Below are 18324 nucleotides of genomic sequence, written 5' to 3'. Positions count from 1 at the left end.
CGTCCTCTACAGCCCCTCGACCCGGAGGGTGATCGTGCTGCCCTCGGGCGCCTCCTCGCCGCCCGCGACGGACTGGCTCGCGACCTCGTCGCCGAGGAAGGGGAAGGTCTTGCGGACCTCCACCGCGAACCCGGCCGCCTCCAGCCGGGCCTTCGCCTCCTCCACCGGGGTGCCGACCACATCCGGCACCGGCACCATCCGGGGCCCCTTCGACAGGGTCAGCGTCACCGTGTCGCCGGCGGCGAGCCGGGTCCCCTCGGCGGCGGACTGGCGGGCCACGCTGCCGGCGGGATGCGGCGAGTTCACCCGCCCGGGGGCGAGCTCCACGCCCAGCCCGGCGCCCTCCAGCGCCTGCCGCGCCGCGGCCGCCGACTCGCCGGTGACGTCCGGGACGTCGACGGGCGCGCCCCGGCTCACGACCAGCGACACCGCGCTGTCCGGGCTGCGGCTGCTGCCCGCCTCCGGATCCGTGCGGATCACCGACCCCTGCTGCACGGTCTCGTCGAACTCCCTCGTCACCACGCCCGGGGCGAGCCCCGCCTCCCGCAGCGCCTCCTGCGCCTGCTCCAGCGGCCGCCCCGCCAGGTCGGGGACCTTCACGATCCGCGGACCGCGCGAGACGACCAGCGTCACGGAACCGTTGCCGCGGACCCGCTCGTTGGTGCCCGGGTCGCTGCGGAGCACCGAGCCCCGCGGCACGGACTCGCTGAACTCGCGGCTCACCCCCCGGACGTCCAGTCCCGCGGCGTCCAGCCGCTCACGGGCCTGCGCCTCCGTGGTGCCGATCAGCGCCGGCACCCGGGTGAACTGGCCCGAGTTGATGTACCACACGCCGGCGCCGAGGCCCAGGACCGCGAGGACCACGGCCACCAGGGTGAGCGCCGGGCGTCGCGGCAAGCGCCCCCGCAGGCCCCCGCGGCCGCCCGGCCCGGACCCGGGGGGCCCGGGCACCGGCGCGGCCAGCCGGGCCGTGCGGTGCACCTCCGCCTCCGGCGCCGCCCGGCGGGCGACGGTGCGCGGCAGGACGTCCGTGCGCTCCGCGTCCCCTTCCCCCGCGCCGAGCGCGGCCGCCCCGGGCGGCACCGCGTCCAGCTGCGCCTCGTCCAGGGAGCCGCGGGCCGAGCGCACCGCGGCGAGCAGCGCCACGGCGTCCTGCGGGCGCACCTCGGGGGTGCGTGCGGTGGCGCCCGCCACCAGGTCGTCCAGGGCCGGGGCCAGGCCCGGCACGGCGGCCGAGGGCGGCGGGACGTCCTCGTTCAGGTGCCGGTACAGCACCTGGGCCGGGGTCTCGCCGCCGTGCGGCTTGCCGCCGGTGAGCATCTCGTAGAGCACCACACCGCAGGCGTAGACGTCGGCCCGGGGATCGGCGGTGCCGTACTCGATCTGCTCGGGGGCCAGATAGGAGACGGTGCCCAGCAGCGCCCCCGAGGTGTTGGTCACGGTGTCCACGGCGCGCACCAGGCCGAAGTCGGCGACCTTGACCCGGCCGTCGTCCCCTATCAGGACGTTCTCCGGCTTCATGTCGCGGTGCACGAAGCCCGCCCGGTGCGCGGCGCCGAGCGCGGCGAGCACCGGCTCCAGGATGTCCAGCGCGGCCCGCGGCGACAGCGCCCCCCGCTCGCGCAGCACGTCCCGCAGGGTGCAGCCCTCGACGTACTCCATGGCCAGGTAGACGTACGCGCCCTCCGCGCCCTGGTCGAACGCACCGACCACATTGGGGTGCGCCAGGCGCGCGACGGACTTGGCCTCGCGGATGAAGCGCTCGACGAAGGTCGCGTCGGCCGCCAGCTCCGGGTGCATCACCTTGAGCGCGAGCACCCGGTCGAGCCGGGTGTCGACGGCCCGGTAGACCGTGGCCATGCCGCCGACGGCGATGCGCGCCTCGATGCGGTAGCGGCCGTCGAGCAGCTGCCCGACGAGGGGGTCCTGGAGGGTCGTGTCCACGGGGAGAGTCTACGAGCCGCGCACCGGGCCCCCGGCGCTCCGGTACGGGCTTGCAGCGCGGTTGTGACGCACGCCGCGCCGCCCCGCGCCCGGCGGCGCCCGCGTTCCGGGCCCCGTCGGGCCCGGCGGGGGCGCCCGCCGGGCCCGCGCGGCCGCGGTCCGCGCCCGGCGGCCTGCGGAGCGCGCGCGGGCTTCAGAAGGCCGGGCGCTCCGGGTCGTGCGCCAGGTCGGCCCGCCCCTCGACGGGGGAGGACGCCTCGGCGAAGTGGCGGCGCGGGATGCGCCCCGCCCGCCGTGCCAGCCGCCCCGCCTCCACCGCGTGCCGCATGGCCTCGGCCATCAGCACCGGCTCCTGCGCCCGGGTGACCGCCGAGGCCAGCATCACCGCGTCGCAGCCCAGCTCCATCGCCAGCGCCGCGTCCGAGGCCGTACCCGCCCCCGCGTCCAGGATCACCGGCACCCTCGCCTGCTCCACGATCAGCCGGAAGTTGTGCGGGTTGCGGATGCCCAGCCCGGAGCCGATCGGCGAGCCGAGCGGCATGACCGCCGCGCAGCCCGCCTCCTGGAGCCGCCGCGCCAGGACGGGGTCGTCGTTGGTGTACGGCAGGACGGTGAACCCGTCGTCGACCAGCGTCTCCGCGGCCTCCAGCAGCTCCCCGCCGTCCGGCAGCAGGGTGCGCTCGTCCGCGACGACCTCCAGTTTGATCCAGTCCGTGCCGAGCGCCTCGCGGGCGAGCCGGGCCGTGAGCACCGCCTCACCCGCCGTGTAGCACCCGGCGGTGTTCGGCAGCACCCGGATGCCGAGCCGCGCCAGCACGGAGAGGACGGAGCCCTGCACGGTCGGGTCCAGCCGCCGCATCGCGACGGTGGTCAGCTCGGTGCCGCTGGCGGCCAGCGAGCGCTCCAGCACCTCCAGGCTCGGCGCACCGCCGGTGCCCATGATCAGGCGGGAGGCGAAGGAGGTGCCCCCGATGACGAGACGGTCGTCGGCCACGGCGCTCACCCTCCCTGCACGGCGGTGAGGACCTCGACGCGGTCGCCGTCGGACAGCAGGGTCGCGGTCCACCGCCCGCGCGGCACGACCGTCTCGTTCACCGCGGCGGCCACCCCGGTCGGAGCCGTGCTCAGGGAGCCGACCACCGCCTCCAGGGTGGTGCCGGGGGCGAGGTCGCGGCGGGTGCCGTTGACGGAGACGTTCATGCGGGGACTTCCTGTCGTGAGAAGCGGCGGGGGCTGAACGGGCGTGCGGTCGCGGGGGGTTCGCCGCCCGCCAGCACCTCGGCCAGCACCTCGCCGGTCACCGGGGTCAGCAGCACGCCGTTGCGGTAGTGCCCGGTGGCCAGCAGCAGCCCGGGCAGCGCGGTGCGCCCGAGCAGCGGGGCGTTGTCGGGGGAGCCGGGGCGCAGCCCGGCCCGGGTCTCCACCAGGGGGAGTTCGGTGATGCCCGGCACCAGTTCATGGGCGTCGCGCAGCAGTTCGTAGACGCCGCCCGCGGTGACCGTGGTGTCCCAGCCCAGTTCCTCGCTGGTCGCCCCGACGACCAGTTCGCCGGACTCCCGCGGCACCAGGTAGACCTGGCTGCCCCGGACCACCGCGCGCACGGTCCGGGAGAGGAAGGGCCCGAAGGCCGGCGGCACGGTCAGCCGCAGCACCTGGCCCTTGACGGGCCGGACCGGCGGCAGCACGTCCCGCGGCACGCCCGCGAGCCGCCCGCTGAGACTGCCGCCCGCCAGCACCACCTGGTCCGCGGAGACGCGGCTGCCGTCGGCGAGGAGCGCCCCCGCCGCCCGGTCGCCCGAGACGGTCAGTTCACGCGCCCACTCGCGGCGGAACTCGACCCCGCCGCGCCGGCAGGCCGTCAGCAGCGCCGAGGCGAGCAGGCGCGGGTCGACCTGGTGGTCGCCGTCGACACGCAGCCCGCCGCGGACTCCGGGCGCCAGCATCGGCTCCAGCCTCCGGCACTCGCGGCCGCTCAGCCAGGCGGAGTCCAGGCCCGAGCGCATCTGGAGGTCGTGCAGCTCCCTGAGGTGCGCGCGGTCGTCCGCGTCGAGGGCCACGGCGAGCGTGCCGCAGCGGCGGTAGCCCGTGGGCGTGCCGCTCGCCTCCTCGAGTTCCGCCGCGAACGCCGGGTAGCGGCGGGCGGAGTCGAGGTTCAGCGCGAGCAGTGCCTGCTCCCCGTAGTGGAGTTCGGTCACCGCGGCCAGCATCCCGGCCGCCACCCGGGCGGCCCCGCCGCCCGGGTCGGGGTCGGCGAGGGTGACGCGCATCCCGCGCTGCGCCGCCCGCCAGGCGGTGACCAGTCCGATGACGCCGCCCCCGATGACGAGGACGTCGGGCGCGGTCGGTGTACGAGACATGGGCGTCCAGCCCCTCCCTTCGCCGGCATGACCCGGATCAGGTTCGTACGGTCGGAGGCCGGCCAGCCTCCCTCTCAGCCCGGTGCGTCCGGGCTCCCGCGTGTGCCTTACGGTGGCCACCCTAAACCCAGGGCCTCGGGCGGGGTAAGGCAGCCGCCGGGCCCCGGCGGGCGGGGCGGGAGCGGGCACCGACGGCCGGATCGCCCGCCGGGCGCATCCTCGCGCCGGGCCGGGTCGGCGCGCGCACCCGGTTCGCCTCCACCGGCGGCGGGGGCGTGTCCGGGCCGGGTGGGGGAGCCGGTGCACGGCCGGCCGGTCGGCACCCGGACGGGCGACGCGCTCGACGTCCGCCGTGTCCGGCCCGGGACGGACGGCACCACCGCCGCGGGCCGCCGCGCCCGTGGGTGTCCCAACTCCCGCCCGGCCGCGTGCGCCTAGACGAGACGCGGGCGCGGGAGTCCCGCGAGGGCCGCGGCACCGGCGCCGTCGAGGAGCCGGCGCCCGGACGCCCCGTCGGCGCCGGCGTCCGGGCCGGGTGCTGCCCTTAGGGTGGCCGGGTGAGCGAGCAGACGCACGGCGGAGGTAACGGGGTACGGGACGCGCGGCGGGTCGTCGTCGCGGGCGCGGGCATGGCGGGGGTGCAGACCGCGGTCGCCCTGCGCGAGGCCGGCTTCACCGGGGCCGTCACCCTGATCGGCGCCGAACCCCACCAGCCCTACGACCGGCCGCCGCTGTCCAAGGCGGTCCTGCTGGGCACCGCGGAGGGCTCGGCCTTCGACATCGACTTCGACGCCCTCGGCGTCGAGCTGCGCCTCGGCTGCGAGGTCACCGGGGTGCGCCCCGAGGACCACGAGGTGGACACCGAGGCCGGTCCGGTGGCCTACGACACCCTCGTCCTCGCCACCGGCGCCGTTCCCGTGGCCCTGCCCGGTACGGAGGGCGTGCCCGGGGTGCACCTGCTGCGGACCCTGGACGACGCCGAGCGGCTGCGGCCCGTCCTCGCACGCCGGCACGCGATCGTGGTCGTCGGGGCCGGCTGGATCGGGGCGGAGTTCGCCACCGCGGCCCGGGCGGCGGGCTGCGCCGTCACCGTGGTGGAGGCCGCCGACCGTCCGCTGGCCGGCTCGCTGCCGGCCGAGGCCGCCGCGCCCATGGCCCGCTGGTACGCCGAGGCGGGGGTACGGCTGCTCACCGGTGAACGGGTCGCCGCGGTGGAACCGGGAGCCGTCACGCTCGCCGGGAGCGGCGCGGAGGACGGGGCCGGGCGCCGGATCGCCGCGGACGCGGTGGTCGTGGGGATCGGGGCCCGGCCGGCCACCGCCGCCCTGGCCGGCAGCGGCATCGCCCTCGGCCCCGACGGCGCGGTCCTGGCCGACGCGGGTCTGCGCACCTCCGCGCCCGACGTCTACGCGGTGGGGGACTGCGCCTCCTACCCGTCCGCCCGGTACGGCAGGCGGCTGCTGGTCCACCACTGGGACAACGCCCTCCAGGGCCCGCGCACCGTGGCCGCGGCGATCACCGGGGGAGGGGCGGAGCCCTACGACCCCGTGCCGTACTTCTGGTCCGAGCAGTTCGGCCGCTTCGTGCAGTACGCCGGCCACCACCCGGCGGCCGACACCCTGCTGTGGCGCGGCGACCCGTGGGCGGACAGCGCGTGGACCGCGCTCTGGCTGCGGGAGGGCGTGCTCGTCGCCGTGCTGGCCGTGGACCGGCCGCGCGACGTGGCCCAGGGGCGCAGGCTGATCGCCGCGGGTGCCCGGCCGGACCCGGTCCGCGCCGCCGATCCCGCCGTCCCGCTGAAGTCCGCCGTCCTGTGACGGCCGTCCCCGCAGGCGCGGCCGGACGGCGGATCCCCGAGCCCTCGCGCAGGCGTCGGCTACCGGCTGCCCGCCGCGGATGGCAGGCTTGTCCCCGTGACCGAGATTGACGCTAAGACCGACGCCCTCGTCCCCGCCTGGCTCCACCTGCCGGACATCGCGGAAATGCTCGATGTCGAGGTGACCCGGGTGCGGCAGCTGGTCAAGGAGGGCCAGCTGATCGCCGTACGCCGCGGCGAGAACCGGACCCTCCAGGTGCCGGCCGCCTTCATCGACGGCGACCGGGTCGTCAAGGGCCTGTCCGGGACCCTGACCCTGCTGCGGGACGACGGCTTCACCGACGAGGAGATGCTGGAGTGGCTGTTCACCCCTGACCCGACCCTTCCGGGCACCCCGGCCCAGGCCCTGGGCGAGAACCGCGGCACGGAGGTGAAGCGCCGGGCGCAGGCGCTCGCCGTCTGAGTCATCCGCGATCCGACCCCGCGGCGGCCGCTGCCGCCGCACCCGACACCGCCGAGGCGCGGTGCCGTCCCGACGCCCGCCGCCGGGTCGGCACCGCGCCCTTCGCACCCGCACGTCCACCGGGGGGAACCACCCATGTCCACGCTCCGCGACCGGCTCGCCGACGCCCGGCTCTACCTCTGCACCGACGCCAGGAGGCGCCAGGGCGACCTGCCCGAGTTCCTGGACGCCGTGCTCTCCTCGGGCGTCGACGTCGTGCAGCTGCGCGACAAGGGCATGGAGGCGGGGGAGGAGCTGGAGCACCTGCGGGTCTTCGCCGACGCCTGCCGCCGCCACGGGGCCCTGCTCGCGGTGAACGACCGCGCCGACGTGGCCCATGCCGCGGCCTCCGACGTGCTCCACCTCGGGCAGGGCGACCTGCCGGTGCCCGCGGCCCGCGCGGTGCTCGGCTCCGGGGTGCTGATCGGCCGCTCCACGCACGCGGAGGCCGAGGTGGACGCCGCGGCGGCCGAGCCCGGGGTGGACTACTTCTGCACCGGCCCCTGCTGGCCCACGCCGACCAAGCCCGGCCGCCACGCGCCCGGCCTCGGCCTGGTGCGCTACGCGGCCTCGCTCCCGACCCCGCGACCCTGGTTCGCGATCGGCGGGATCGACGCCGGCAACCTGGACGCGGTGCTGGACGCGGGCGCCCGCCGCGTGGTCGTGGTCCGCGCCGTCACCGAGGCGGAGGACCCGGGGGCGGCGAGCGCCGAACTGGCCCGGCGGATCCGGGAGCGGGCGGCCTGAGACGGGCGCCCCGGAGCGTGCGGCCGTGCCCCGCGGGCCCGGCCGCCGTCTCACGGGAGTCCGCCATGTGGACGGCAGCCGGGCATTTCGGGACGGAAACCCCTGATCCGGTTGGGGGACCGGCCAACCCTGGCTAACCTGCGGGTATGGCCCTCGGCACTGCTTCCACCAGGACGGACCGCGCGCGCACCGTGCGCGACATGCTCGCAGCCGGTGAGACGACGTACTCCTTCGAGTTCTACTCCCCGAAGAGCGACAAAGGGGAGCGCAACCTGTGGAACGCCCTGCGCAGAGTGGAGGCGGTGGGACCCGACTTCGTCTCCGTCACCTACGGAGCCGGCGGCTCCACCCGCTCCGGGACGGTGAAGGCCACCCAGAAGATCGCCTCCGACTCCACCCTCACCCCGGTCGCCCACCTCACCGCCGTCGGTCACTCGGTGGCCGAACTGCGGAACATGATCGGCCAGTATGCGGACGCCGGCATCCGCAACATCCTCGCCCTGCGCGGCGACCCGCCCGGCGACCCGATGGCCGAATGGGTCCGGCACCCCCGGGGTGTGACCTACGCCGCGGAGCTCGTCAGCCTCATCAAGGAGGCCGGGGACTTCTGCGTGGGCGTCGCCGCCTTCCCCGAGATGCACCCCCGCTCCTCGGACTGGGACGCGGACATCCGGCACTTCGTGGACAAGTGCCATGCGGGGGCCGACTACGCCATCACGCAGATGTTCTTCCACCCGGACAGCTATCTGCGCCTGCGCGACCGGGCCGAGGCGGCCGGTTGCGAGACCCCGATCATCCCCGAGATCATGCCCCTCACCAGCGTCCGGCAACTGGAGCGCTTCCCCGAACTCAGCAACGCCGAGATCCCCCGGGAACTGAAAGACAGGATCCTCTCGGTCAAGGACGATCCGGCCGCTGTACGCTCCATTGGCATCGAGTTCGCGACGGAGTTCTGCGCGAGGCTGCTTGCCGAGGATGTTCCGGGTCTGCACTTCATCACGCTCAACAACTCCACCGCCACACTCGAGATCCACGAGAATCTCGGACTGCACCGGCAGTCGTGACAGGCCGTATCCGCCCCGCCACGGGGCGGCGGCCGCTGGAGAGGGGCGGGCATGGGCTGGACGGTCCTCTACATCGCGTTCGGCATCGTCGCGCTGTGGTTGCTGGGCGAGGTGCTGCTCCAGTACAAGGCGCGGCTGCGCTGGCGGCTGCTGGCCTTCGTCGGCTTCCTGGCGGTGGTCGCCGGTGTGCTGCTGTCGTCCCGGGCGGTCATCGCCGTCGGCGGGGTCGCCTTCGCGGTGGGGCAGACCTATGTGACGCTCTCCTTCCGCCGCGGCTTCTCCACCGGCTGGGCGCTCGGCGGGAAGCCCGGCGCCAGCCGCCGCCGGCGCTCCGCCCCCGGGGCCCGCAAGGACCCCACGCTGGAGGTCTCGGAGCTCTCCGACGACAGCCGCGGGGACACGGACGAGGGCCACGGGGGCGCGGACTCCCCCTTCGGCGGGGAGGCGGGCCGGGGGGAGGCCGAGGGCTACGGGTCCTACGGCGGCTACGACCCCTCCGGGAGCACCGCGGACGGCGACGCCGGGGCGTACGGGCGGGAGCCGGAGGACACCGACCGGTACGGCGCCCGCGGGAGCGGGGCCTGGGGCGAGGACCGGTCCGGGGACGCGGACTCCGACGGGGCGGGCCGGGTCTACGGCGCCTACGACGCCTACGCCGAGCCCGGTACCCGTCACGAGGACGGTGCGGCCGGGCACGAGTCCCCGGGCCACGGCTCGTCCGAGTACGGCTCCTCCGAGTACGGCTCCTCCGACTACGGGTACGGCGACAGACAGCACCAGTACGCCGCCTACGCGGACACCTACGACACCGCCCCGTACGCGGGCTACACCCCCGCGGAGGGCCATGCGCCCGCGGCGGAGGGCTACAGGGCCCAGGACCACGGCACGCAGGACTACGGCACGCAGGACTACGGCACGCAGGGATACGCGGACCCCTACGCCCCCGGGGAGTACCAGTCCTACCCGCAGCCGTACACCGACACCCCGCCCGGCGGCGTGTGGGTCCCCCAGCAGCGGGAGACCGGCCGGGAGGCCGCGTCCCAGGACGGGCAGCCGGACCCCTACGGCCACGACCCGGCCCACGACGAGCAGCGCTACCGCTACTGAGCCGCGGCCGCCCCGCCGCCCCGCCGGGCGTCCGACGCCTGCGGGGTCAGCGGGAGCCGCGGAACCCCGCGCCCTCCACCACCAGTCCGGCCACCAGCGCCCCGGACATGCCCGCGTGCGCCAGCCCTCCCCCGGGGTGGGCCCAGCCGCCCACCGCGTAGAGGCCCTCCACGGGCGCGGAGTTGGCCGCGGGCAGCAGGGCCCCGGAGACCCCGGGCAGCGCCGGGGGCGGTACCACGGCGGAGCCCGTGTCGGCCCGGGTGTCCTCGGGGGTGCGCACCTCGCGCCACAGCACCCGGTCGGGCAGGTCCGGCACCGCGGCCCGGGCGGCCTCGACCATCCGGTCCGCGAACTCCCCGCCCGTGCCCGCCGTCCAGGCCCCCGAGGCCGGTTCGGCGGGCACCGTGGCGGTCAGGGTGAGCGCCTCGTGCGCGCCGTCGGGACGCACCAGCGGGTCGTCCGGGCGCAGGACGGTCACCGTCGGCCGCTCCGGCAGCCGCCCCGCCGCGAGGGCCGGCCACTCGCCCGGCCCGTCCGGCCCGTGGACCACCGTGCGGTGCACGGCGTCCGGGGCCCGCTCCCCGCGCAGGGCGAGCAGCACCGTCACACGGCCCGTCCGCACCTGCGACTGGCACCGGGGCCATCCGCCGGCCTCCCGGCCGGGCAGCGCGCCCTCCCGGGACAGCACGGGCAGCGGCGCCCCGGAGACCACCGTGTCGGCGGGCACGGTGGTGCCGTCGGCGAGCACCAGCCCGCAGGCGCGTCCGCCCGCCACGTCGGTCGCCACCACCCCCGCGCCGAAGGCGAACTCCACCCGGCGGGCCAGGCACCGCTCGTACAGGGCCTCGGCGAGTGCGCGCGTCCCGCCCGCCACGTACCAGGAGCCGAAGGTCTGCTCCATGTACGGCAGGACGGCCGCGGCCGCGGGCGCGGTGTGCGGGACGAGTCCGTAGGCGGCGGCGTACGCGTCGAGCAGCGCGGCCAGTCGCGGGTCGCGCAGCTCCCGGCCGCCGACCTCGGCCAGGGTGGCCGCCCGGCGGCGCAGCAGGCCCCGCCGGGGGGCCGGGTAGGGGTCCTCCGAGGCCGGTGCCGCCGGGTCGGCGGGCAGCGGCTCCTCCAGCAGCGGGCGGCGCACGCGCTCCCAGGTCTGCCTGGCCCGCCCCAGGAACTCGCCCCAGCGCTCCCCGGCGCCGGCGCCCAGCGCGGCGTCGAGAGCGGCGACGACCCCGGCCCGGGAGGCGTTCGGCAGCAGGACGGAGGTGCCGTCGGCGAACAGGTGCCTGCTCGCGGGGTCCACCTGGGTCAGCGTCACGCACCGCTCCAGGGGCTCCTTGCCGGTCTTCACGAAGACGTCCCGCCAGACGGCGGGGAGGTGCAGCAGGCCCGGCCCGGTGTCGAAGGCGAAGCCGTCCCGGGTACGGCGGCCCACCGAGCCGCCGTACGTCGCACCTCGCTCGTACACCGTCACCCGGTGGCCCGCCGTGGCCAGCCGGGCCGCCGCCGCCATCGCGCCCATCCCGGCGCCGATCACCGCAATCCGTGCCATGGGCCGACCCTATCGACCTGGCGGAACGCTCATTCCGGTGGCCCTGCGGCGACACCGGCCGGGGCCGGCCGGCGCTCCCGGCGGCGGGCCCGCCGCCGCAGGAAGCGGCGGATCCTGGACGCCAGGAAGAGCGTGGTCGCGATGCCGGCCAGGAGCAGCGCCGCGGCGACCGATGCCGCGGCCACCGGGTGGAAGAGGGCGAAGGTGACGATCCCGGCGACCCCGAGGTCCTCCGCGATGCTCACCAGGATGTTGCTGAACGGCTCCGGAGAGGTGTTGACGGCCATCCGCGTACCCGCCTTGACCAGGTGGCTGGCCAGTGCCGTCGCCCCGCCGACGGCCCCGGCGGCGAGCTCGGGCAGCGAACCGCTCTGGCCCGCGAGCAGTGCCGCGACCACCGCCCCGGCGACCGGCCGGACGACGGTGTGCACCGAGTCCCACACGGAGTCGACGTAGGGGATCTTGTCGGCGACCGCCTCGCAGGCGAACAGCACACCGGCGGCGATCAGCACGTCGGGGCGCTGGAGCGCCGCGGGCACGTCGTCGCTGACGCCGGCGGCGCCGAGGAGGCCGAGCAGGAGGACCACCGCATAGGCGTTGATCCCGCTCGCCCAGCCGCTCGTGAAGACCAGGGGGAGTACCGACACGGAGACGATGGTAGCCAGCCCGCCCGCGCCGCGGGGGAGTTGCCCGCGGATCCCCCTGAGTATCCGTACCTAGGCGGCGGGTTGAGTAGGGGCGCGGATGGGAGCGGGAGGTCCGGGGCGGGAGAGTGGGGGCCGCGGAGGGGGAGCGGCGCCGCACCGGCGGCACGGGGCGCCGGAACGGCGCGCTGCCCCACCCGCGACGGGGAGCGGGGCCGAGGAGCCCGGACCGGCGGACAGCCGGTCCGGGCCGCGTGTTGTGCCCGGGCCGCGTGTTGCCCGGGCCGGGTGTTGTGCCCGGGCCCGCCCCCGCGGGCGCGCCGGGTCCGGTCCCCGCCGCCGCGGGTGCGCCGGGTTCAGTCCCGGCGTCCGCTCACCCGCCCGTGCAGCAGCAGCGACAGCGCCCCGTGCACCTCGTCCAGCGAGCGCTCCGGCTGGAAGGCCTTCCAGTCCAGCGCGGCGACCAGCACCATGCCGACCAGCGCGGCGGCCGTCAGCGGGATGTCGATCTCGGCGCTCAGCTCGCCCTCCTCGACCCCCTCGCGCAGCACCCTCTCCACCACGGCCACCGCGTCCTGGCGCACCACCAGCAGGGTGTCCTGCCAGGCCCGGTTCGTCCGCCACAGCTCGGCCACGTAGAGCTGGGTGAACGCCTGGTAGCGGTCGATGAACAGCAGTCCTGCGCGGATCATCGCGTCCAGGGCCTCGACCCGCGTCCCGCCGCGTGCCGCGGTCGCGTCCGCCGCCTCCCGGAGCGAGGCCGTCAGCAGCCCCACGCCGTGGCGCAGCAGCTCCTCGAAGAGCTCGGTCTTGCTCTTGAAGTTGTAGTAGACCGTGCCCTTGGCCACACCGGCGCGCTCCGCGATCTCGTCCACCGTGGTGGCGGAGAAGCCCTGCTCCGCGATGAGCGTCACCGCGGCCTCGTAGAGCTTCGCACGGGTCGCGCGCCGTCTCGTGCTCGTGCTGTCCATGCCGGTGATTCTCCCAGGTCGTGCCGTGCTCACAGGCTGAGCTCCGGGTGCAGCCGGTCCAGTGTCCACACCTGCCGGCGCCGCGCGGAGAGCGCGGTGAGGGCCAGCGCCCCGGCGGTGAACGCCGCCAGCACGGCCACGGCCTGCCACACGGGGCCGAGACCGCCGCCGGTGATGAGCCGCCGCAGGGCGTCCACCACGTAGCTCATCGGCAGGAACGGGTGGACGGCGTTGAAGAACCCGGGAGAGGTCTGCACCGGGTAGGTGCCGCCCGCCGAGGTGAGCTGAAGCATCAGCACGGCGAGCACCAGGATCCGGCCCGCCGCGCCGAAGCGGGCGTTGAGCCACTGGATGATGGCGGCGAAGCAGCAGGTCACCAGTGCCAGGAAACCGACCGTCCCGGCCGCTCTGGCCGTCTGGAGACCGAGGCCGAAGTGCAGCACCGACATCAGCGCCCCGACCTGCAGCAGGCCGATCGAGGCGACCGGCAGCCAGCCGGCCAGGGCGATCCGCCAGGCGGAGCCGCCCGCGGCCAGCGCACGCCGGTTCATCGGCTGGATGATCATGTAGGCGACCATGGCGCCCACCCAAAGGGAGAGCGGGATGAAGTACGGGGCGAAGCCGGTTCCGTAGTTCGGCGCCTCGTGCAGCGAGCGCGCCGCGAGCTGCACCGGGTCGGACATCACCGAGGTCCGCCGGTCGCGGTCCCGCTCGTCGTAGTCGGGGATCTTCTCCACGCCCTCGCCGAGCCCGGCCGCGAGCTCCTCGGACCCCCCGGAGAGCCGGTACAGCCCCCCGTCCAGGTCGCCCGCCCCCTTCTTCAGGCGCCCCACACCGCTGTCCAGCTCGGCCGAGCCGGTCTTGGCCTCGGTGAGCCCGGTGTAGAGCGAGGCCGCGCCCTTGGAGACCTTGTGGGCGCCCGAGTTGAGCTCGTTGATCCTGCCGACGGTGAACTCGAGGTCCTCCTCCAGCCGCGGGCCGCGTGCGGCGAGCTCGTCGGCCTGCTTCTCCAGCTTCTCCAGCTGGTCCCGCATGGTCTTCAGATCGCCGTCGGCGTCCTTCACCAGCGTCTCGACGTCGTCGGCGACGGCCGCCACGTCGGCAGCGGTGACCTTGGCCCGCTGCAGCGCCGGGCAGGCCGGGTCGTCCGGGTCCGCCTCCTCGCAGCGGGTGCGGTGGATCCCGGCGAGTTCCTCGGCCGAGGCGTGGGCGACCACGGAGGTCCCGGGCGCGGCCTTCACCAGCAGATCGAGGTTGTGGCGCACCGCGCGGGAGGAGTCGGCCACCAGGCGGGCCGTGTTGCGGATGTTCTTCCCGTCGTTCTTCAGATAGGGGCGGACGTCCTCGGCCACGCCGTTGACCTTGTCGGCGAGTTGCTGGGTGCCTTCGGCGACCTGGCGCGAGCCGGTCCTGAGCTCGCCCGCCCCCGTGTGCAGCTTGCTGATGCCGCCCGACAGCCTGGTGCTGCCGGACTTCGCGTCCTTCAGCCCGTCCGCGAGGTCCTTGGAGCCCTTCTTGGCCTTGCCCACGCCGTCCTTGAGCTCCTCGGCGCCCTCCGCGGCCTTCTCGGTGGCGTCGTGGATGTCGGAGAAGGAGATGAAGATCCGGTCCAGGAAGGTGCGCGAGGCGTCGGTCGACGCGGCGTTGCGGACCTCGGAGAACACGCTCCGCGAGATCTGCCCGACGATGTAGTTGTTGGCGTCGTTGGTGCGCACCCGCAGCGCGCTGGTCTCGGGTGTGTCGCCCGAGCTGGAGGCGATGCGCCGGCTGAAGTCCTCCGGCATGGTGAGCGACAGGTAGTACGTGCCGTCCTCGACGCCCTCGCGGGCCTGGGCGTCGCTCACCTCGTGCCAGTCGAAGACCTCGCTGTCGAGCAGCTTCCCGGCGATCTCGTCGCCCGCGGCGATGCGGCGGCCGTCCGCCGTGGCCCCCTCGTCGGCGTTGACCAGGGCGGCGGGGATGCGGTCCAGCCGGCTGTAGGGGTCCCAGAACGAGCACAGGTACAGCGCCCCGTACAGCAGCGGGAGCAGCAGCACGGCGATCAGGGCGGCCATCGGCAGCTTGCCCCTGCCGAAGCGCCTCAGTTCAAGAGCGGCCAGTCTCGGCGAGCGCATCGGCCGCCCCTTCCGTGTCGTCCTCGGTCTTCTTCGCGGGCTTCCCGTCGGGGTCCTCGGGTCCGGGCCGCCCGGCGGTGTCCCGGGCGTCGTCCGCCTGCGTCCTCTCCCCGCTCCCGGGGGCGCTCGGACGCCGGTCAACCCGGTCAGCCCGGTCCTCCCGGGGGCCCGCCCCCTGCTCGGGGCGGGGCCCGGCCCCGGGCGCGTCCGCGCCGGTGCCCGTGCCCGTGTCGGTGTCCGTGTAGGCCGTGCCGGTGGCGGTGTCCGCGTCGACCGCGTCCGCGTTCGCGGCGCCCGGGGTCTGCGCCGCACCGGCCGGGACCCCGGCCCGGACCACGACCGCCCCCTCGGGGGCGTCGCTGCACACGGCGAGCACGGTGGTGCCGGACGCGGCGACGGAGCGCAGCATCGCCCAGGCCTCCTCGCGGTCGCCGTCCGAGAGCTTCAGGTCCGTGTCGTCGACCGCGAGCAGCCGGGGCCCGCCGATGAGGGCCAGTGCCACGGAGAGCCGCAGCCCCTGAAGCCTCTCCAGGTCGCGCACGGCGGTCCGCTCCCCCTTGGGGAGCGCCGCGGTGTCCAGCCCGGCGGCGGCGAGGGCCGCGTCGATCCGGGCGCGCGCCGTGGCGGCCCGGGCCCTGCGGGGCCGCAGCAGCTCCCTGAGGGAGCCGTTGAACCTGCGCCGGAGCAGGACGCGTTCGCGCAGGTGCTCGGCCACCGTGAGCGCCGGTTCCAGTTCACTGACGCCGGGCACATGGCCCAGTGCGCTGATCCGCCGTACGGCCGCCATCCGGCGCGGGAGGTCGAGACCGGCCACCTCGGCGGTGCCCTCGGCCGTCCGCATCCGCCCCGTCAGGGCGAGCAGCAGACAGGTCCGCCCCGAACCCGACGGCCCGGTGATCGCGACCAGCGATCCCGGCTCCGCTCTGAAGGACACCGACCGGAAGGCCCATCCGCGCGTGCCGCGCAGCCCGAAGTCCTCGGCGCCGACGCCCGCTCCCCGCGGTCCGCCGGGCGGTTCCGCCCCCTGCTTCGCCACGATCACCCATTCTTTGAACTGACTGGTCAGTTCAAAAGTAGCCCGGGGCACCCGGCGGGTGCAAGGCGGCCCCCTCTTCGCGCCGCGCCGCCCCCGTCCCGGTGCCTCGCGGCCGGGGCGCCCCGCGAGCCGCGGCCGGCCCCCGGCTCCGGCCGCCCGCGGTGGTCCCGGTCGGCGGGTCCCCAGGTCGGGGCCGTTGTCAGTGGGTGCCCTCACCATGGGTGCAGACGGCTACCGCTCCGTCACCCGACGACAGGAGGCTCGTCATGGCCAGCCGCCCGACAGCAGCCGCTTCCCCGCGCCGCGCCACCGGCCCCGCCCCCTCATCGACCGGACCGGCGCACGACGTCCACCCCGTGCGGCGGCGCTCCTCCGCTCCGCCCGCCGCCCTCGCCCTGCTCGCCCGGGCCCGCACCGCCCTGGACGAGGCCGCGGGCCTGTCCGCCCCCAACGAGCGGTTCGCCGCCGCCCACCTGTCCGCCCTGCGCTCCGCCGCGGCCGTGCTCGCCGTCCGGGGGCGGCCGGAGCCGGCCCCCCGGCGCAGGCGGCGCATACGCAGCGCCTGGGAGGTCCTGCCCGAGACGGCGCCGGAGCTCGCCGAGTGGAGCATGCTCTTCGCGGCGGGCGCCGAACGCCGCGCCCGTGCCGAAGCCGGCATCCCCGGCGCGGCCACCGCCCGCGACGCGGACGACCTGCTGCGCGACGCGGCGATGTTCCTGCGCGTCGTGGAGCGCCTGCTCTCCCTCCGGTCCGCCGTCCCCCGCTCCCGGGCGGACCGGCCCGGTCCGATCCCCGGCGGCTGAATCCGGCCGGGGGGCGCCCCGTGCTCGGGCGGGGCCGCCGAGGACGTTCCCGTGCCCTCCTCCTGCGGAGGGGCCACCGGGGTCGGGGTGCGGCGCGGGACCGGGCGGCGGAGGCGACGGGGCGGAGGCAATAGGGTGGACGCCACAACGCCAGCACACCGCCCGAGGAGCCACCTGCCGTGTCGGACCGTTCTCCTGCCTCCGGTGGGGAGACCCCACCGCGACCCTCCCGTGCGTCCCTGCGCACCGCCGTGGTCTGGGACGTGCTCCAGGACGCGATCGACCGCCGGGCGAAGGCGGTCGGGGCGGACGCGCTGGACGTCCTCGACACCGGCGGCGGCACCGGCAACTTCGCGGTGCCCCTCGCCCGCCTGGGCCACCGCGTGACCGTGGTCGACCCGAGCCCCAACGCCCTGTTCGCCCTGGAGCGCCGCGCGGCCGAGGCCGGAGTGGCCGAGCGGGTCCGGGGCGTCCAGGGCGACGTCCACGGCCTCTTCGACGTCGTCGGCCGCGAGGGCTTCGACGTGGTGTTGTGCCACGGGGTGCTGGAGTACGTCGACGACCCCGCCGAGGGGCTGCGCAACACGGTGGACGCGCTGCGCCCCGGCGGTGCGCTGAGCCTGCTCGCGGCCGGTCTCGGCGGCGCGGTCCTGGCCCGAGCCCTGGCGGGGCACTTCGCCGAGGCGCACCGGGCCCTCGACGACCCCGACGGGCGCTGGGGGGAGGGCGACCCGGTGCCGCGGCGGTTCACCGCAGAGCAGCTCACCGAGCTCGTCTCCGCCACCGGTGCCGAGGTCTCGGCCGTCCACGGGGTGCGGGTCTTCGCCGACCTGGTCCCCGGGGTGCTCGTGGACACCGAACCGGGTGCTCTGGAGGCGCTGCTCAGGCTGGAGGCCGCCGCGGCGGAGCTCGCCGCCTTCCGCTCCGTCGCCACCCAGCTGCACGTCCTCGCGGAGAGGCAGGCCTGATCAGCGGCGCAGCGGCAGACGGAGTACGGCTCCGACCCCCCGGCCGCGCCGTTCGCCCCGTATGATCGGGGGACACCGTCCGGCATGACGGATCGGAGGTTGGGGAATCTACGCCTCAGGACTTCGATCGGGCATGGCGGCCCGGACTGGCGTGAGGCGAGTGGGCGGGTTTCACGGGGGCGAAACCCTGCCTATCCTGAAAGGGCCGCATACCGGTCGCCCCCGCGACCGACGACGAGGAGGACTCCGTGCCGCTCTCGGAGCACGAGCAGCGCATGCTCGAGCAGATGGAGCGAGCGCTGTACGCCGAAGATCCCAAGTTCGCGACAGCGCTCGAGGGAAGCGGGCTGCGTACGTACACCCGGCGACGGGTCTACCAGGCGGTCGCCGGCTTCCTGGTGGGTATCGCGCTCCTCATGGCCGGAATGGTCGCGCAGCAGATCTGGATCAGCGTGGTGGGCTTCCTGGTGATGCTCGGCTGCGCGGTGCTGGCGGTCACCGGCTGGCGCAAGGCCCCCAAACCGGGCGAGCAGCAGGCCGCAGGCGGCCATGGCACCCGGCGTCAGCACCATCAGCGCAGGTCGGTGATGGACCGCATCGAGCAGCGGTGGCAGCGCCGCCGCGATGAACAGCAGGGACAGTGAACCGCAGACGCGGCTGAGACGCGTGCACTGCGAGTGAGGGGCGACGCACCGCGTCGCCCCG

The 18324-nt window shown here is 75.9% G+C and carries 17 protein-coding genes and 1 riboswitch; of the genes, 8 read left to right on the top strand and 9 right to left on the bottom strand.

The annotated features are described in order from the left end of the window. Positions 1–6 precede the first annotated feature (6 nt). The 4 genes from pknB to thiO form a co-directional block, all read right to left on the bottom strand. Entirely contained in the window at positions 7–1944 is a 1938-nt protein-coding gene (pknB, locus tag ACGF15_RS18885; protein WP_392800270.1) for a Stk1 family PASTA domain-containing Ser/Thr kinase, read from the bottom strand. Positions 1945–2137: 193 nt separating this feature from the next. Further along, the gene (locus ACGF15_RS18880; RefSeq protein WP_362606026.1) at positions 2138–2938 is read right to left on the bottom strand and encodes a thiazole synthase; all 801 of its coding nucleotides are present in this window, start codon (positions 2936–2938) and stop codon (positions 2138–2140) included. Positions 2939–2943: 5 nt separating this feature from the next. After that, positions 2944–3144, bottom strand: coding sequence for a sulfur carrier protein ThiS (gene thiS, locus ACGF15_RS18875; protein WP_345614607.1), 201 nt, complete (start codon positions 3142–3144; stop codon positions 2944–2946). After that, on the bottom strand, positions 3141–4301 hold the full coding sequence (thiO, locus tag ACGF15_RS18870) for a glycine oxidase ThiO (protein WP_362606023.1): 1161 nt from the start codon (positions 4299–4301) through the stop codon (positions 3141–3143). Before thiO ends, thiS begins: the two co-directional genes overlap by 4 nt. Beyond that, a riboswitch (TPP riboswitch) is annotated at positions 4299–4411 on the bottom strand. Its footprint overlaps the gene before it by 3 nt. A 447-nt stretch (positions 4412–4858) precedes the next feature. On the opposite strand from thiO, the gene ACGF15_RS18865 reads away from it, so the two are divergent. From ACGF15_RS18865 to ACGF15_RS18845, 5 genes are all read left to right on the top strand, one after another. After that, positions 4859–6118 (top strand): NAD(P)/FAD-dependent oxidoreductase, encoded by a 1260-nt coding sequence (locus tag ACGF15_RS18865; RefSeq protein WP_392800265.1) that lies wholly within the window; start codon positions 4859–4861, stop codon positions 6116–6118. A 96-nt stretch (positions 6119–6214) separates the two neighbouring features. Beyond that, complete coding sequence (locus tag ACGF15_RS18860; RefSeq protein WP_256527157.1) at positions 6215–6580, top strand: Rv2175c family DNA-binding protein; 366 nt, start codon at positions 6215–6217, stop codon at positions 6578–6580. Positions 6581–6715: 135 nt separating this feature from the next. After that, on the top strand, positions 6716–7366 hold the full coding sequence (gene thiE, locus ACGF15_RS18855) for a thiamine phosphate synthase (protein WP_392800261.1): 651 nt from the start codon (positions 6716–6718) through the stop codon (positions 7364–7366). A gap of 146 nt (positions 7367–7512) precedes the next feature. Continuing rightward, the gene (metF, locus tag ACGF15_RS18850; RefSeq protein WP_345614610.1) at positions 7513–8430 is read left to right on the top strand and encodes a methylenetetrahydrofolate reductase [NAD(P)H]; all 918 of its coding nucleotides are present in this window, start codon (positions 7513–7515) and stop codon (positions 8428–8430) included. Positions 8431–8481: 51 nt separating this feature from the next. After that, complete coding sequence (locus ACGF15_RS18845; RefSeq protein WP_392800258.1) at positions 8482–9537, top strand: hypothetical protein; 1056 nt, start codon at positions 8482–8484, stop codon at positions 9535–9537. 46 nt (positions 9538–9583) lie between these two features. Here the strand turns inward: ACGF15_RS18845 and ACGF15_RS18840 are convergent, their stop codons facing one another. The 5 genes from ACGF15_RS18840 to ACGF15_RS18820 form a co-directional block, all read right to left on the bottom strand. Next, positions 9584–11083, bottom strand: coding sequence for an NAD(P)/FAD-dependent oxidoreductase (locus tag ACGF15_RS18840; RefSeq protein ID WP_362606011.1), 1500 nt, complete (start codon positions 11081–11083; stop codon positions 9584–9586). A gap of 29 nt (positions 11084–11112) precedes the next feature. Continuing rightward, positions 11113–11730: a DUF4126 domain-containing protein gene (locus ACGF15_RS18835; RefSeq protein WP_345614613.1), complete on the bottom strand. Its 618-nt coding sequence runs from the start codon at positions 11728–11730 to the stop codon at positions 11113–11115. 353 nt (positions 11731–12083) lie between these two features. Next, positions 12084–12698 (bottom strand): TetR/AcrR family transcriptional regulator, encoded by a 615-nt coding sequence (locus ACGF15_RS18830; protein WP_345614614.1) that lies wholly within the window; start codon positions 12696–12698, stop codon positions 12084–12086. A 29-nt stretch (positions 12699–12727) separates the two neighbouring features. Next, complete coding sequence (locus tag ACGF15_RS18825; protein WP_362606004.1) at positions 12728–14812, bottom strand: YhgE/Pip domain-containing protein; 2085 nt, start codon at positions 14810–14812, stop codon at positions 12728–12730. Further along, a complete protein-coding gene (locus ACGF15_RS18820) occupies positions 14784–15848 on the bottom strand; it encodes an ATP-binding cassette domain-containing protein (protein ID WP_392800253.1) in 1065 nt (354 codons plus the stop codon). The genes ACGF15_RS18825 and ACGF15_RS18820 overlap by 29 nt, the downstream gene beginning before the upstream one ends. A gap of 266 nt (positions 15849–16114) precedes the next feature. On the opposite strand from ACGF15_RS18820, the gene ACGF15_RS18815 reads away from it, so the two are divergent. The 3 genes from ACGF15_RS18815 (at position 16115) to ACGF15_RS18805 (ending at position 18263) form a co-directional block, all read left to right on the top strand. Next, the gene (locus ACGF15_RS18815; protein WP_345614617.1) at positions 16115–16651 is read left to right on the top strand and encodes an SAV_6107 family HEPN domain-containing protein; all 537 of its coding nucleotides are present in this window, start codon (positions 16115–16117) and stop codon (positions 16649–16651) included. Positions 16652–16830: 179 nt separating this feature from the next. Further along, a complete protein-coding gene (locus tag ACGF15_RS18810) occupies positions 16831–17619 on the top strand; it encodes a methyltransferase (RefSeq protein WP_345614618.1) in 789 nt (262 codons plus the stop codon). 248 nt (positions 17620–17867) lie between these two features. Further along, on the top strand, positions 17868–18263 hold the full coding sequence (locus tag ACGF15_RS18805; protein WP_345614619.1) for a DUF3040 domain-containing protein: 396 nt from the start codon (positions 17868–17870) through the stop codon (positions 18261–18263). Positions 18264–18324 lie beyond the last annotated feature (61 nt).

It is taken from the genome of Streptomyces sp. NPDC048001, assembly GCF_043203115.1.
Classification (GTDB): domain Bacteria; phylum Actinomycetota; class Actinomycetes; order Streptomycetales; family Streptomycetaceae; genus Streptomyces; species Streptomyces sanyensis.
This window is presented reverse-complemented; position numbering and strand designations above follow the sequence as displayed.

Excerpts from the sequence above, each read along its gene's own strand:
- ACGF15_RS18845 (WP_392800258.1), top strand. The coding sequence starts at position 8,482 with ATGGGCTGGACGGTCCTCTACATCGCGTTCGGCATCGTCGCGCTGTGG.
- ACGF15_RS18830 (WP_345614614.1), bottom strand. The coding sequence starts at position 12,698 with ATGGACAGCACGAGCACGAGACGGCGCGCGACCCGTGCGAAGCTCTAC.
- ACGF15_RS18825 (WP_362606004.1), bottom strand. The coding sequence starts at position 14,812 with ATGCGCTCGCCGAGACTGGCCGCTCTTGAACTGAGGCGCTTCGGCAGG.
- ACGF15_RS18840 (WP_362606011.1), bottom strand. The coding sequence starts at position 11,083 with ATGGCACGGATTGCGGTGATCGGCGCCGGGATGGGCGCGATGGCGGCG.
- thiS (WP_345614607.1), bottom strand. The coding sequence starts at position 3,144 with ATGAACGTCTCCGTCAACGGCACCCGCCGCGACCTCGCCCCCGGCACC.
- metF (WP_345614610.1), top strand. The coding sequence starts at position 7,513 with ATGGCCCTCGGCACTGCTTCCACCAGGACGGACCGCGCGCGCACCGTG.
- thiO (WP_362606023.1), bottom strand. The coding sequence starts at position 4,301 with ATGTCTCGTACACCGACCGCGCCCGACGTCCTCGTCATCGGGGGCGGC.
- ACGF15_RS18815 (WP_345614617.1), top strand. The coding sequence starts at position 16,115 with ATGGCCAGCCGCCCGACAGCAGCCGCTTCCCCGCGCCGCGCCACCGGC.
- thiE (WP_392800261.1), top strand. The coding sequence starts at position 6,716 with ATGTCCACGCTCCGCGACCGGCTCGCCGACGCCCGGCTCTACCTCTGC.